13 protein-coding genes are annotated in these 14,677 nt (G+C 70.7%); 6 read left to right on the forward strand and 7 right to left on the reverse strand.

The genetic code is table 11. The annotated features are described in order from the left end of the window. Positions 1-54: 54 nt before the first annotated feature. The gene (locus AB0C26_RS29940; RefSeq protein WP_360254274.1) at positions 55-972 is read left to right on the forward strand and encodes an SDR family NAD(P)-dependent oxidoreductase; all 918 of its coding nucleotides are present in this window, start codon (positions 55-57) and stop codon (positions 970-972) included. Here AB0C26_RS29940 and AB0C26_RS29945 read toward each other — a convergent pair. Beyond that, positions 900-2,516 carry a family 10 glycosylhydrolase gene (locus AB0C26_RS29945; protein WP_360254276.1) on the reverse strand — a complete coding sequence of 539 codons (1,617 nt, stop codon included), beginning with the start codon at positions 2,514-2,516 and terminating at the stop codon, positions 900-902. The genes AB0C26_RS29940 and AB0C26_RS29945 overlap by 73 nt on opposite strands. A 34-nt stretch (positions 2,517-2,550) precedes the next feature. On the opposite strand from AB0C26_RS29945, the gene AB0C26_RS29950 reads away from it, so the two are divergent. Then, the gene (locus AB0C26_RS29950; protein ID WP_360254278.1) at positions 2,551-3,423 is read left to right on the forward strand and encodes an FAD-dependent oxidoreductase; all 873 of its coding nucleotides are present in this window, start codon (positions 2,551-2,553) and stop codon (positions 3,421-3,423) included. On the opposite strand, the gene glgA is transcribed toward AB0C26_RS29950, so the two are convergent. Next, entirely contained in the window at positions 3,398-4,588 is a 1,191-nt protein-coding gene (gene glgA / locus AB0C26_RS29955) for a glycogen synthase (RefSeq protein WP_360254280.1), read from the reverse strand. The two genes, AB0C26_RS29950 and glgA, sit on opposite strands and share 26 nt — an antisense overlap. A gap of 127 nt (positions 4,589-4,715) precedes the next feature. Here glgA and glgC point away from each other — a divergent pair, with 127 nt between their 5' ends. Beyond that, complete coding sequence (gene glgC / locus AB0C26_RS29960) at positions 4,716-5,948, forward strand: glucose-1-phosphate adenylyltransferase (RefSeq protein ID WP_360254282.1); 1,233 nt, start codon at positions 4,716-4,718, stop codon at positions 5,946-5,948. Here the strand turns inward: glgC and AB0C26_RS29965 are convergent. The 4 genes from AB0C26_RS29965 to AB0C26_RS29980 form a co-directional block, all read right to left on the reverse strand. After that, complete coding sequence (locus tag AB0C26_RS29965) at positions 5,945-6,928, reverse strand: AraC family transcriptional regulator (RefSeq protein WP_360254284.1); 984 nt, start codon at positions 6,926-6,928, stop codon at positions 5,945-5,947. The two genes, glgC and AB0C26_RS29965, sit on opposite strands and share 4 nt — an antisense overlap. A gap of 35 nt (positions 6,929-6,963) precedes the next feature. Continuing rightward, positions 6,964-7,251 (reverse strand): phospholipase, encoded by a 288-nt coding sequence (locus tag AB0C26_RS29970; RefSeq protein WP_360254286.1) that lies wholly within the window; start codon positions 7,249-7,251, stop codon positions 6,964-6,966. 23 nt (positions 7,252-7,274) lie between these two features. Beyond that, a complete protein-coding gene (locus AB0C26_RS29975; protein ID WP_360254288.1) occupies positions 7,275-8,504 on the reverse strand; it encodes a DUF4331 domain-containing protein in 1,230 nt (409 codons plus the stop codon). 79 nt (positions 8,505-8,583) lie between these two features. Beyond that, positions 8,584-9,510: a lytic polysaccharide monooxygenase gene (locus tag AB0C26_RS29980; protein ID WP_360254290.1), complete on the reverse strand. Its 927-nt coding sequence runs from the start codon at positions 9,508-9,510 to the stop codon at positions 8,584-8,586. A 105-nt stretch (positions 9,511-9,615) separates the two neighbouring features. On the opposite strand from AB0C26_RS29980, the gene AB0C26_RS29985 reads away from it, so the two are divergent. Next, positions 9,616-9,984 carry an FKBP-type peptidyl-prolyl cis-trans isomerase gene (locus AB0C26_RS29985; RefSeq protein ID WP_360254292.1) on the forward strand — a complete coding sequence of 123 codons (369 nt, stop codon included), beginning with the start codon at positions 9,616-9,618 and terminating at the stop codon, positions 9,982-9,984. 105 nt (positions 9,985-10,089) lie between these two features. On the opposite strand, the gene AB0C26_RS29990 is transcribed toward AB0C26_RS29985, so the two are convergent. After that, entirely contained in the window at positions 10,090-10,980 is an 891-nt protein-coding gene (locus AB0C26_RS29990; protein WP_360254294.1) for a hypothetical protein, read from the reverse strand. Positions 10,981-11,509: 529 nt separating this feature from the next. Here AB0C26_RS29990 and AB0C26_RS29995 point away from each other — a divergent pair. Both AB0C26_RS29995 and AB0C26_RS30000 read left to right on the forward strand, forming a co-directional pair. Beyond that, positions 11,510-14,119, forward strand: a complete 2,610-nt coding sequence (locus tag AB0C26_RS29995) for a PEP/pyruvate-binding domain-containing protein (protein ID WP_360254296.1) — start codon at positions 11,510-11,512, stop codon at positions 14,117-14,119. Next, a complete protein-coding gene (locus tag AB0C26_RS30000) occupies positions 14,116-14,676 on the forward strand; it encodes a hypothetical protein (protein WP_360254298.1) in 561 nt (186 codons plus the stop codon). Before AB0C26_RS29995 ends, AB0C26_RS30000 begins: the two co-directional genes overlap by 4 nt. Position 14,677 lies beyond the last annotated feature (1 nt).

Here is a 14,677-nt window from a genome sequence, read left to right on the forward strand (position 1 = left end):
AATACTGGACCCTGAGCCATTCACCGTCCAGCCTGAGCGCGCCACACTCGAACCATGACGACGATCAACATTCCCTTCACCGCCACCAGCACGGCCGCCGAGGTGCTGGCCGGTGTCGATCTGACCGGCAAGCGCTTCCTGATCACCGGCGGCGGCTCGGGGCTCGGTCAGGCGGCGGCGAAAGCCCTCCGGGACGCCGGTGCCGAGGTCATCACCCCGACCCGTCGGGAACTTGACCTGAGCGACCTGGAAAAGACCCGAGATTTCACGAAGAAGTGGACAAAGCCGCTCGACGCGGTGATAGCCAACGCTGGAATCATGGCGGTGCCTGAGCGCCGAACCGCGCAGAACGGTTGGGAGCTCCAGCTCGCGACGAACTTCCTCGGCCACTATGCCCTGATCACCGGCCTGCGGCAGCACCTCACCGACGACGCCCGGATCGTCCTGGTCAGCTCCGGCGCCCAACTGCGGGCCGGCGTCGACTTCGACGACCCGCACTTCGAGCGCCGCCCCTACGACCCGTGGGTGGCCTACAGCCAGTCCAAGGCGGCCGAGGTGTTGTTGGCCGTGGCGCTGAGCCGCCGCGGCCTCGCCGCCAACGCGATGGCCCCCGGCCGCGTCCACACCAACCTCCAGCGCCACATCGACCCGGCGGCCATGCGGGCCATGGGTGCCATGGACGACGACGGCAATCTGATCCACGCCGACGGCTTCAAGACCCCCGAGCAGGGCGCGGCCGGCGAGGTGCTGCTCGCCGCGTCGCCGCTGCTCGCGGGCGTCTCCGGCGCCTACCTCGACGAGGACAACCAGATCGCCGAGGTCGTCCCGGGCGGCCCCGAGCCGATGTTCGGGGTGGCCGAGTGGTCGGTCGACCCGGTGGCCGCCGACCGGCTCTGGGACTACGCGGCGACGGCGATCGGCGCGCTGACCCCGCCCTCGTTGCCCGACCTGTCCAGCCCGGCCAGGCAGTAGGTGGCCGGTCCGGCGGGCGGCGCCGGGTCGACGACCTCGGTGCCGCCGCGACCGGTGGCCACCAGGTCGGCCGTCTTGCCGTTCACCCGGTACAGGGCCCAGCTCGCCCCCGCGCTCGTACCCCGCAAGTGCACGGCTCCGTCGTCGCCGCGGGCCGCCCCGGTCAGCGTGGGCGCCGGCGGCGGCGCGGCCGGCAACTGCTTCATCACCGGTACGAGGGCGGGCGCCGCGTAGTGTTTGTCCCGGTACCGGGTCACCGCGCCCAGCTTGTCGCCCTGGACCTGCTTGGCGCTGAAGTGCACCTGGCCCTGTACGCCGTACTCGTCGTTCATGGACAGTTGCCGGTCGAGCTGGGTCGGGTCGCTCCAGGCGCCTTCCTCGCCGACCCGGTAGTCGGCCTGGCCGATCCAGAGCTGCACCTTGGTGTCCTTGACCAGCGCCGCCCACCACGGCAGCAGCTTGGCGTAGTCCGCCTTGTCGAACCCGATGGTCCAGTAGAGCTGCGGCACGATGTAGTCGAGCCACCCCTGCTGGACCCACTTGCGGGTGTCGGCGTAGATGGCGTCGTACGCCTCCAGGCCCTTGGAGTCGGATCCCGTCGGGTCGGTGGTCTTGTTGCGCCAGATGCCGAACGGGCTGATCCCGAACTTGACCCAGGGCTTGAGCTCCTTGATCCGCGTGTTCATCTCGCGGACCAGCGTGTTGACGTTGTCGCGCCGCCAGTCGGCCTTCGACTTGCCGGCGCCGTACCGGGCGTAGCTGGCGTTGTCGGGGAAGTCCTGACCGGCGACCGGGTACGGGTAGAAGAAGTCGTCGAAGTGCACACCGTCCACGTCGTACTTCTGGACCGCCTCGAGCATCGAGTCCTCGACGAACTTGCGCGCCTCGGGGATGCCCGGGTCGAAGTAGAGCCGCGCGGTCTCGCCCTTCGGGAAGGCGATCGCCCACTGGCTGTGCTTGATCAGCGGATGGTTCGGCGCGAGCTTGCGGAAGTCGGCGCCCGGACCGACCGGGCCGGGCTGGGTGCCGCGGTAGGGGTTGAACCAGGCGTGGAACTCGAGGTTGCGCTTGTGGGCCTCGTCGACCATGTACGCCATCGGGTCCCACCCGGGGGACTTGCCGTCCCGCTTGCCGGTGAGCCACTCCGACCACGGCGCGTAGGCCGAGGGCCAGAAGGCGTCGCCCGAGGGCCGCACGTGCACGAAGATCGCGTTGTGCCGCTGGGCCACGGCCAGGTCGAGCCAGCGCTGGTACTCGGCCTTGACCTGCGCCGGGGACAGGCCGCGCTTGCTCGGGAAGTCGATGTTGGTGACCGTGGTCAGCCACATGCCGCGCAGCTCGCGGGTGGCCTTGGTCGGATAGGCGCCACAGGAGGCGGTGGCGGTGAACGGGGCCGACGCCACCGGCGGCACCGGGGCGGAGTAGGCGGCGGGCGCGGAGTACGTCGCCGCTCGCAGCAGCCCGAGGCCCAGCACGGCGGTCGCGAACAGGACCGCGGCGAGGGTCAAGGTCAGTCGTACGGGTGGGCGGCGGACGCGGAGCATGGGGACCAGTGTGCCGCACGTAGAGTTCCCGGGTGTGACTGTCGTGGTGGTGGGTGCGGGGATTTCGGGGCTGGCGTGCGCTCGTGAGCTGGTCGGAGCGGGTGTGCCCACACGGGTGCTCGAACGTGCCAACGTGGTCGGGGGCCGCCTGGCGAGTGTCACCCGGGCGGGTCGGCCGGTCGACGTCGGCGCCGCGTACGTCACCGCCGACGACCCGTCCTTCCAGGGGCGGCTCCAGTCGTGGCGCGTAGCCGGGCTGGCTCACCCGTGGACCGACACGTTCCGGGGTCAGCACGGCGCGGGACCGATGCGCTGGTCGGCGCCGGGTGGTCTGCGCAGCCTGGCCAAGGATCTCGCGGACGGGCTCGACGTCACGCTCGGGGCCGAGGTGACCGAGCTGCCGGCGGCCGACGCCGTGGTGCTGGCGATGCCGGGGCCGCAGGCGCTGCGGCTGGCCGACCTGCCCGAGGCCCGGGAACAGTCCTGGTCGCCCGTGTTGACGGCCGTGTTGACGTACCCGGAAAGAACCTGGCCCGATTTTGCCGGCGCCTTCGTGAACGATCATCCGGTGCTGGCCACGCTCTGCGACGACGGCGACCGTCGCGGCGATCGCGCTCCGGTGCTCGTCGCTCATTCGACGGCGAGCTACTTCAAAGAATTCGAGTACGGGGGTGAGGCCGCGCTCGCTCGCGCGGCCGGCGACCTGCTCGGCATCGAGGACGAGCCCACGGTCGAGCTGTTCCGCTGGCCCCTCGCCCAGCCCCGGACGGGCCGTGAGGGCTTCGCCCGCCGGGGGAACGTCTATCTCTGCGGCGACGCCTTCGGCCGCCCCCGCGTGCAGACCGCCTGGCTCAGTGGCCGGGCGGCCGCACGTCAGATCGTCAGAGAACTGACCGGTAGACCTTGAGAGTCTCCTCGGCGATGTGCGACCAGCTGAAATGCTCGATCGCGCGCCACCGCCCGGCCAGGCCCATCTGCGCGGCCCGGGCCGGGTCCTCGATCAGCTGAGTCATCGCCGTCGCGAGGTCGGCGATGAACTGCTCGGGGTCGGTCGGCGTTCCGGTGCCGTCCTCGGCCTGCTCGATCGGCACGAGGATGCCGGTCTCGCCGTCGCTGACCACCTCGGGGATGCCGCCGGTGGCCGTGGCCACGACCGCCGTCTCGCAGGCCATGGCCTCGAGGTTGACGATGCCCATCGGCTCGTAGATGGACGGGCACACGAAGACCGTGGCGTGCGTGAGCACCTGGACGACCTCGTGCTTGGGCAGCATCTCCTGAACCCAGATGACACCCTTCTCGTCCCGTGCGGCTCGCAGCTCGCTCGCCAGGCCCTCGACCTCGGCCGCGATCTCCTTGGTGTCGGGCGCGCCGGCCAGCAGCACGATCTGCGTCTCGGCGGGCAGGGACCGGCAGGCCCGCAGCAGATAGGGCAGGCCCTTCTGCCGGGTGATGCGGCCGACGAAGACCACGCTGGGCCGGCTCAGGTCGATGCCCAGGCGCTCGATCACGTCGGTGCCGCGGTGGGGCTGGTAGATCTCGGTGTCGATGCCGTTGTAGACGACCCGCACCTTGTCCGGGTCGACCGACGGGTACGCGGTGAGGACGTCGCGCCGCATGCCGCCGGAGACCGCGATGATCGCGTCGGCGTTCTCGATGCCGACCCGCTCGCAGAACGACGACAGCGCGTAGCCGCCGCCGAGCTGCTCGGCCTTCCACGGGCGCAGCGGCTCGAGGCTGTGCGTGGTGACCACATGCGGGACGCCGTGCAGCAGCTTGCTGGTGTGGCCGGCGAAGTTCGCGTACCAGGTGTGGCTGTGCACGATGTCGGTGCCCTCGGTGCCGGCGGCGATCTCGAGGTCGACCCCCATCGTCCGCAGCGCCGCGTTGGCCCCGGCCAGCTCGGCCGGCTCCGGATAGGCGGTGACGCCGGGCTCGGTGCGCGGGGCCCCGAAGCAGTGCACCCGCACGTCGGCCAGGGCCCGCAGATCGCGGGTCAGATATTCGAGGTGTACGCCGGCGCCGCCGTACACCTCCGGCGGATATTCGCGTGTGATCAGGTCGACTCGAAGCACTCACGCAGCCTAGTACTCCCTCCCCATGAACGCTCAAGATCAGGTATCCTGGCCGTCCGCCGGGACGATCACGGCGAGTTGCCCTCTTCGGCTGGCGCTTGTGCTGGCGGAAAGTTAGCGTCCTTCCATGGCTGTCAAGGTCCTTGCAATCGTTCTGGCCGGTGGTGAGGGCAAGCGCCTGATGCCCCTGACGGCGGACCGGGCCAAGCCCGGCGTCCCGTTCGGCGGGATCTACCGCATGATCGACTTCGTGCTGTCGAACCTCGCCAACGGCGGCTACCTCAAAATCGTGGTGCTGACCCAGTACAAGTCGCACTCGCTCGACCGGCACATCTCCAAGACGTGGCGCATGTCGACGCTGCTCGGCAACTACGTCACGCCGGTGCCGGCCCAGCAGCGCCTCGGCCCCCGCTGGTTCGCCGGCTCGGCCGACGCCATCTACCAGAGCCTCAACCTGATCAACGACGAGTCGCCCGACTACGTCATCGTCTTCGGCGCCGACCACATCTACCGCATGGACCCGAAGCAGATGGTCCAGGACCACATCGCCTCGGGCGCCGCGGTCACGGTGGCCGGCATCCGCCAGCCCAAGTCGCTGTCCGACCAGTTCGGTGTGATCGACGTGGCCGAGGACGGCAAGCGCATCCGCGCCTTCCGCGAGAAGCCCAAAGAGGTCGACGGGCTGCCCGACGCGCCGGACGAGATCTACGCGTCGATGGGCAACTACGTCTTCACCACCAGGGCGCTCTGCGAGGCGGTGACCAAGGACGCGAAGGACCCCGACAGCAAGCACGACATGGGCGGCAACATCATCCCCATGCTCGTCGAGCGCGGCGAGGCCAACGTCTACGACTTCCGCGAGAACGAAGTGCCCGGCAGCACCGACCGCGACCGCGGATACTGGCGCGACGTGGGAACGCTCGACTCGTTCTACGACGCCCACATGGACCTGATCGCCACGCTGCCGATCTTCAACCTGTACAACCACGAGTGGCCGATCTTCACGAACTACGGCTCGTGGCCGCCCGCGAAGTTCGTGCACGGCTACGACGACCGCCAGGGCCGGGCCATCGAGTCGATGATCTCGCCCGGGGTGGTCGTGTCGGGCTCGCTCGTGGAACGGTCGGTGATCTCGCCCAACGTGCGGGTCAACTCGTGGGCCCACGTCGAGGGCGCGGTGCTCATGGAGGGCGTGTCGGTCGGCCGCCGGGCGATCATCCGCAACGCGATCATCGACAAGAACGTGGTGATCCCCGAGGGCGCCCAGATCGGCGTCGACCTCGACCGCGACCGCAAGCTCTACACGGTCTCCGACAACGGCGTGGTCGTCATCGGCAAGGGCCAGAAAGTCGAGCTCTAACGGCGTTCCCGCAGGGTCTGTGACGGTGGTACGCCGTACCGGGCCTTGTAGGCGCCGGCGAACCGTCCGAGGTGGGTGAAACCCCAGCGGTAGGCCACCTCGGACACGTTCACCTGCCACGGGTCGGACCGGGACAACTCGGCGTGCACCCCGTCGAGCCGCAGCCGGCGCAGGTACGTCAGCGGCGACATGCCGACGTGCTGCCGGAACGCCTCCTGGAGCACCCGGACCCCGACCCCGGCGATCGCCGCCAGATCGTTCGCCGTGTACGGCCGCCAGGGCTCGGCGTGCATCGCGTCCAGCGCCCGCTTCACCGTGCGCGGCCGGTTCGGCCCCTGCATGCCGGCCGGCTCCTCGCCGTACGGATGCTCGACCGTCATGGCCAGGCCGCTGACCAGCAGGTCGCGCCAGCGGGCGGCCATCCGCGGCTGAGCGGCCAGCCCGTCCGCGTGCCGCAACTCGGCCAGCAGGAGCCGGACCAGAGACGCCCACGTACGCCCCGGGCCGTCGATCAGATCGAAGCTCGCCCCGAGCAGCAGCGGCGAGACGATCTGCTGGTCGAGGGCCGCGTCGAGCTCTCGCTCCAGCGCCGCCCGCTCCACCTTGACGCTCAGCAGCCGGCAGCTGCCCGGCCACTCCAGGTCGATGTCGCCGACCGGCCGGTAGACCGCGGCCCGCGTCGGATCGGCCATCACCACCGTGCCCCGATGACGCGAGCGCAGCGTGCCGGTCACCGGCGCCAGCACGTGGTAGGCCGTCTCCAGGTCGGAGATGGCCACGTGGATGTCGGCGCCGTAGCTGATCTCGCCGAGCGTGATCGGGCCGAGCAGCACCACGTCGCCGCTGAACGCGAACCGCGAGACGTCACCGGTCGGGTGGACCTGCAACGGCCCGTAGAACAGCTTGCGGCAGAACGACCGCGCCTCCTCCACGTCGGTGGTCGACAGGGAGACGTGCACGGGCTTGTCCACGCGCGTCATGGCGTCCACCCTAGACCGGATGCCGCCACGGTGGGTCACGCCGCGAGTGCGGTCACCGGCCAGGTGAACTCGACGACCCGGTCGCCCCGGACATCGATCTCCGCCAGTGGCGTCACCGGGTCGCGCCAGATGGTGTAGCGGCCGGGGCGCAGACAGTCGACGACCACTGTGTAGTTGACGCCGCCGCGCCCGTAGCGGGCCCGGACCGTGGCCTGGGTGCGCAGCGCGGGGTCCTCCACCGGGCTGATCTCGATGTCATGACCATGCATGCAGCGCGGCGTTCGGATGACGAGCGCGCCGATACCGGTACCGATGTTGAGCACGACCACTCCGTGCCCGGAGCGCCTCACGGCAAAACCTCCGGGGCCGCGAGGTAGGGGAAGGTCACGTCGTGCGTACGGGGGTGGGCCTCGGCGCCGGCCTGAGCGGCGGCGTCGTCGGGCTCGTACGTCTCGTCGACCATGGGGAAGGTCGCGCCGGCGATGGCCCGCAGCATGACCGAGGTGACGTCGTCGCCGATCCGCCGGCCGTTCGGGAAGCCGGCGAAGTCGCCGCCGAGCAGGCCGAACGGGTTCTCCTCGGCCGACGGCGGCACCGTCGTGTCCAGCCGCAGCATGTCGGCCTGCACGTCGCCGGTGAAGGTGTGCAGGCCGTCGACCAGGCCGTCCGGCAGGCCGGTGAGCAGCATCGCCACCAGGTCGGCCCGGCGCGCGGTCAGCCCTTCCAGGCGCGGGAAGTGACCGGGGTGGTCGACCGGCAGGAGCACGGCCAGGTCGGGGTGCTCGACCAGGTCGGCGAAGCGCTTGTCGTCCGAGGGCGGCATGCCGTTCCAGCGGGCCCGGTCGGCGGCCGGCACGAACAATTCGGCGAACAGCGGGTTGGCCCGCCGCGCGACCTGGACCATCGGGCCCACCAGGACGTCGTCGCCGGTGGTGAGCAGTTCGCGGCGGCTGGCGGTGGTCCACACGCCGATCATCCGGCCGGGGTGCGGCAGCTGGACGGCGATGCTGTTGACGGTCGCGGGTCCGGTGGCCACGGCCCGGGTGTTCTCGCCGATCTCGAAGACGGCGGCCGGGTCGACGAAGAACGCGTCGGCCCGCTGACCGGCGAAGACGCGCTCGCCGGAAGGCAGGTCGGCGATGGCGGCGGCGGCCAGCGCGTCGTAGCCGGGGGTGGCGGCCGGGCCCAGGTTGCGCGGCGGGCACGGCAGGTGGGTGGCCAGGACGGTGCTCTTGCCGTACGCGTCGACCCTGGTCACCGAGAAGAACTGGCGCCGGTTCCAGTTCTCGCTGTCCAGGGACTCGATGGGGCCGGTGTTGTAGAGGAACGTGTCGCGGTGGCGCAGCTCGGTGCGGAACCGGAACTGGTACGTCAGGTCGGGCCGGGCGTCACCGTTGTAGTCGACGTGGATCTCGTAGAGGACGTCGTCGCCGAACTCGAGGTTGAGGAACCCGTAGTTGGCGATGATGGTCACGGTCTCCGGGGCCTCCGGGCTGACGAAGGCGTACAGATCGGAGCACTCCGCATCCGGATCCGCGGCTCCGAACGACGCCTCTCCGTAGCCAACTCGACTCATGCTCGGCCTTTCGTCTGTCCCCGGGGGGCGCGGGACCTGCTGTCGACGACCATCAGTACGAAGCGGCTCTCGGTGGGGTTCAACGGTTTTCGCGGCGTCTGCGGACAACGCCGGTGATCACGGCGTACGCCACGGCGCCGAAGCCGAGCACTAGCGCACCGATGATGATTTGATGACCCAGCGTCACCTTGCTGGTGTCCGCCACCGGCGTCACGGCCCGCGCCGCTTCCGGCGTCGCCTCCTCGGTTACCGCTGCCGCCGTCGTCGTCCGATTTGTCACGACAGGGGCTTTCGTGGCGGCGGGTGGCGCGGCTGCGGGCTTCGCCTTCGTGGGAGCCTTCGTCGCCTTGGGTGTCGCGGGTGCCTGAGGAGTCACGGTGTCGGCGGCCGCCGCCGGGAACACCAGGTCAGAGCACGAGTAATAGGTGTCCGGGGTGCTCGAGGTCTCCCAGACGACGTACAAAATGTGCCGTCCGGTCCTTTGTGGCAGTTTGAGTTTCATGGCGTAGGCGCCGTCGGTCAGCGGGGGATCGGTGACCGTGAGGAGCGGCTTGCTGCCGAGGTCGTCCCAGGCCAGGGGCTTCGACGGGTCGTACGCCGACTTGGTCAGAAAAATGCGGAACTGTCCGGCGTGGGGGATCGTCGCCCGGTACCTGACGCTCAGCGAACCGCCGGCGGTGACCTTCGTCGACGGGTAGTCGTCCCGCGGCAGGTCGAGGCCCCTGAAGGCGTCGAGCCCGCCACTGCACAGCTCGCCGTCCGGCACCACCTCGCGGTCCCGCCCGCCCACGCCCGCGATGCGCAGGTTGTCGAACGAGCCGAAACCGCCGCCGTTGGCTTTCCGGGCGGCCTTGCAGGCGGCGCCGTCCGTGTCCTCGCCGCCCCTCGCGCACGCGGCCGTGCGGCTGATCGGCGTGGTCGGCGAGCCGTGCGCGGAGGCCGGCGCGGCCGGCCAGACGAGTGCCGCGGCGAGAGCGCACGCCGCGAGACGGTAGATCCTCACCACGAGCTATACGGAGAATCGGCGTGAGTCGTTCAGCACGTCACTGTCGGTGCGTCCGGGGCGCTGTGATTGAGTGGTCGGGTTCGACGAAACAATGAAGGAGAACTCATGGACAAGCCCGACGTCGGCCCGATCGAGGGCGAGCCGCCCGCCGAGCTCGTGATCGAGGACATCACCGTTGGTGACGGCCCCGAGGCCAAGCCCGGCCAGTACGTGAGCGTCCACTACGTGGGCGTGGCGCACTCGACCGGCCGGGAGTTCGACGCGTCGTACAACCGCGGTGAGGCGTTCGAGTTCCCGCTCGGCGGCGGCCAGGTCATCGGCGGCTGGGACCAGGGCGTGGCCGGCATGAAGGTCGGCGGCCGCCGCAAGCTCACCATCCCGCCGCACCTGGGCTACGGCTCGCGCGGCGCGGGCGGCGTGATCAAGCCGAACGAGACCCTCATCTTCGTCGTGGATCTCCTCGGCGTTCAGTGAGCGCGGGCCGGCATGCCGGCCGGGCCGGGACGGGCGTCGCCTGTCCCGGCCCTCTTTCGTCCCGCTCGTCGTCCGGGCCCGGCTCGACCGGATCACCGATCGGTGTCATCGCCGGCCCTTGGTGACGGTGAAGGTGGAGCACCCCGACTCGTCGGGCAGCAGCGGACGGAAGGTGATCAGGTACCGGGCACCGCCCGACGTCCACGGCGTCATGGCGTTGGCCTTCCCGGCCGCGGTCAGCACCTTGTCGAGCTCGGCGCCGGTCACCGTCACACAGCCGATCTTGAAGGCGGCGTTCAGGTACGGGCCGGGCAGCGCCGGACCGGGCCAGGCGACCTCGGGACTCTTCGGATCGGAGCCACCCGGTTCCGTGTACGGCCGGGCCAGCACCGCCATCTCCTCAGGCTCGTACGTGGTGCTCTTGGCGTCGCCGGCCAGCCCGGTCAGCGTGCCGACGAAGTCGGACAGCTTCTTGCGGGCGTCCCGCTGCGGCTGGGTGAGCATCGGATCGTTGGCCTGGCTCTCCCGCAGCGCCTCGACGGCCACGGACTGGGTGCCCTGCCCGGTGCGCACGGTGACCCGGGTGGTCGGCGCGTCGGCCACGTTGGGGCGCCCGAAATCGGTGCCGTCCTGCACGCCGGCCGCGGCGCCCTGACGGGTGAGCTCCTGAACCTGCTCCGGGCTGATCTGGCTGACCTGCACGTTGGGCAGCGCCGGCCCCGGATAGATCATCGGAACGGGCCCCTCGGTGATGACCCGCCCGTCGGCGTAGACGCTGACGGCCGGAAGCGCCCCGACGGTCCGGTCGGGCGGAACGAAGCCGCCGTACGACTCGGTGCGCGCGACCAGATAGTTCGCCCCCTCCCCGGACGTGGGGGCACCGGCCTGCTCGCTGGACTGACTGGGGGCCGCGCCCGCCCCGTCCGGCTGCGCACAGGCACAGAGCAGCGCCAGCGGAGCGGCGGCGGCGATGAGGGTGTTGCGGAGACGAGTCATGCCGGATCAGACGATCCGGACGGGGGTGAGGTTCCGCTTTCCCCGCAAAATGCTCCAACCGGGTTGCCGCGCCGACTCCACCGTCGGCCGCTCCACCGATGACTGTCTACCGATTGCGCTCCACCGGTGCGGCTCACCGTTCGCCCCTTCGGCGGCGCTGCTTGGGGTGGCACTGCTTGGGGTGGCGCTGCTTGGGGTGGCGCTGCTTGGGGTGGCGCTGCTTGGGGTGGCGCTGCTTGGGGTGGCGCTGCTTGGGGTGGCGCTGCTTGGGGTGGCGCTGCCTTCACCGGAGGCGGCTTCACCGGTGGTGGCGGAAGCGAAGGAATCCGCCACCACCGGAGCGCGCGTCGATGGCGTGGCCGGGACCACAACCAGCGAGGCACACAACGTACAAATGCATCCTGCACGGAGTCAATGTTTCCGCGCGGTGAACCGCGTGTTGACGCCAAGCTTTGACATTGCAGTCGTATTGCATCCGCGCTACGGTGGACGCAATGCAACTGCATTGCCAAACCGTGGAGGTGCGCCCGTGCAGATCATCGGCCTCGAGAAGTGTTCGGCCTCCCTGCGCCCCTTGGTGGGAGGCAAAGCCGCCACCCTCGGCGACCTGATCCAGCAAGGCGAGCCGGTCCCACCCGGCTTCTGCCTCACCACCGACGCGGGCGACCTGCCGCGCGCTGAGGCCGGCGGCCCGACGGGTGTCGAGTCCGGTGGGCGGCCGCGCGCTGAGGATGGTGGGCGGCCGCGCGCTGAGAACGGTGAGTGGGCGCGAGTCGGGGTCGGAGAGCGGGCGCGCGCTGAGGACGGTGAGTGGGTGCGAGTCGGGGCCGGAGGGCTTCCGCGCGCTGAGATAGCGCGGGCCTACGCCGCCCTTGGTGGGGGCCGCGTCGCGGTGCGGTCGAGTGCTCCCGGTGAGGACGGTGATGAGGCGAGCTTCGCCGGTCAATACGAGACGCTGCTTGATGTCGAGGGTCTGGAACCCTTGCTCGCTGCCATCGAGGTCTGCCGCGGGTCGGCCGCCGGGGAACGCGTGACGTCCTATCGGGGTGGCGGCGCTTCCGGTGATGTCGCGGTTGTCGTGCAGCGGATGATCGAAGCCGAGGTGGCCGGGGTGCTCTTCACGGCCAATCCCGTGACCGGCTGCCGCACCGAGATGGCGGTCGACGCGGCCGCCGGTGCCGGACCGGCCGTCGTGGACGGGGAGGGTTCCGTCGACCACTATCTCCGCGGGGGAGGGCCGGCTGAGGGTGGCTGCCTGACCAGCGAAGCGCTCGCCACCCTGTGGGCCGCCGGCGAGAGGCTTCAGGCGCGCTTCGGGGTGCCGCAGGATGTCGAGTGGGCCTTCGACAAGGCCGGCGAGCTGTGGCTCCTGCAATCGCGGCCGATCACGACACTCTTCCCGTTGCCGCCACCGACCGGGGACCTGCGGGTCTATCTGGAGTTCGGGCACGTGCAGGGGATGCTCCAGCCGGCCACGCCGATGGGCATGTCCACCTTGAAGGCTCTCGTGACCGCCATGCTCAAGCCGCTCGGCCTGCACGTCGAGATCACCGACATCGGCGGCCGCCTCTATGGCGACATGACCGACCTGGTACGCGACCCGAAGGCCCGCAAGCGGCTCGTCAAGCTCCTCGCGGTCGACTTCGGCCCGCGAGCGCAGGCGGCCATCCGGCATGTCCTGGCGGACCCGCGCTTCGCGCCTGTTCCAGGCAGCGCCCCGCGCCGCACCACCCCGTCGCCACGTACCGCCTTCCGCGCGGCCTCGGGCATCGCCCGCGCGCTGGCCCGTCCGGCCGCGGCCCGGATCCGCCTCACCGCCGCCGTCGAGCGGATGCGCCAGGTGTCCGCCGATACGGATCCAGTTGTCGGCCTTCCGGCGGCAGAGCCGGCCCCGCAGCACCGGAGCCCTGAGACGGCGGCTACGAGTGCTGAGCGGGAGCCGAGGGGGCAGGAGGCGAGGGGGCGGGAGCCGAGGGGGCGGGAGCCGAGGGGACAGGAGCCGAGGGGGCAGGAGGCGCACGCCGAACGGGTGCGTTTTGTTCGGGAATGGGGCACAGGTGAGTCGCCGGACGATCTGGTTTGGCCCATTGCGGCCGGCATGCTCGCCGCGACGGTGCCGGGATATCTGCTGAAGAACGACGGCGACGTTCACACCGCGCTCGGTGGAATGCCGCACAACGTGACCATCGAGATGGATCTCGCGCTGTGGCGGCTCTCGCAGCAGGTGGGGGAGCACCGCGATCTTCTGCTCGGCACCCCGCCGGGCGAGCTCTCCGAGCGATGGCTGGCGGGGGCGTTGCCGGAGTTCGGCCTGGGTGCCTTTCTCCGGGCGTACGGGCATCGCGGCGCGGCCGAGGTCGACGTCGGGGTGCCGCGGTGGAGTGAGGATCCGGCGCCCGTCTTCGCCGCCATGCAGAACTGCCTGCGCGTGACCGACCCGGAGCAGGCGCCCGATCGGCGGTTTGCGCGGGCCGCGGACCGGGCCGAGCGGGCGCTGCGCGACCTGCGCCGCAAGAACCGCCTCGCCGGGTTTCTGCTGGGGCGGGCCCGGGAGCTGGCCGGGCTGCGGGAGGCCGGCAAGTTCGCCGGGCTCTACCGGCTTCAGCAGGTACGCCGTCAGTTGCTGCTGATCGGGGCCGAGCTGTTCGACGACCCGGACGACGTCATGTTCCTGACCGTCGAGGAGCTGGACGCCGTGCCGGCGCGGGCCGTGATCGACGCCCGCAAGGCCGTGTATCGGCGCGAGATGCGGCGCCGGGCCGTGCCGGTGGCGCTGCTGTCCGACGGCACCGATGTCGAGGCGACGCTGCCGGGCGACGACGGGGCCGATCTGCGTGGGGTGGCGGCCTCGGCCGGGCGGGTGACCGGGAAGGCGCGGATCGTGCTGGACCCGGCCGGCGCGTACGTGGAACCGGGTGAGGTTCTGGTGACCGCGACGACCGATCCGGGGTGGACGCCGCTGTTCCTGACGGCGGCGGCGCTGGTCACCGAGACCGGCGCGGTCATGGCGCACGGGCCGACGGTGGCGCGGGAGTACGGGATCCCGGCCGTCATCTGCGTGCCCGGGGCCACCACGCGGATCCGGACGGGTGAGGTCGTGACGGTGGACGGGCGAGCGGGAACGGTGACGAGGGCATGAGGAAGCTTCTGGCCGTCGAGGCGGCGATGTGGCGCAACCTGTTCGCGTGGATGCTGCGCCGGCCCGTGCCTCTGAAGGAGGGCGAGATGGCGTACACCTATCACGGGGTCGTCAAACCGATCCTGGGGGTGTTCATCGGGCTGTCGGCCGTCGAGATCCCGATCTTCGATCTGATCGTCCGCGAGGTGGTGCCGTGGGGGCCGGCGCGGTGGATCGTGCTCGCGCTCGGGGTGTGGGGGCTGCTCTGGATGATCGGTTTCGCGGCGGGGCTGCGGCGGCATCCGCATCTGGTCGGCGACGACGGGATCCGGGTGCGGCTGGGCAACGGCGTCGACTTCACGATTCCGTGGGCGGACGTGGTCTCGGTCAGCAAGCGGTACCGCTCGCTGCCGTCGAACAAGTCCGTTCAGGTCGTCGACGGGGTCAAGCACATCGTCATGGCCGGGCAGACCAGCGTGGACATCGAAAGGGCGGACGCCGGGGACGTCCGGATCTACGTGGACGACCCGGACGGGTTCGTCGCGGCGGCCCGGGCGAGGCAGCCGGAACCGGCGTGAA

Source organism: Actinoplanes sp. NPDC048796, assembly GCF_040650035.1.
GTDB lineage: Bacteria > Actinomycetota > Actinomycetes > Mycobacteriales > Micromonosporaceae > Actinoplanes.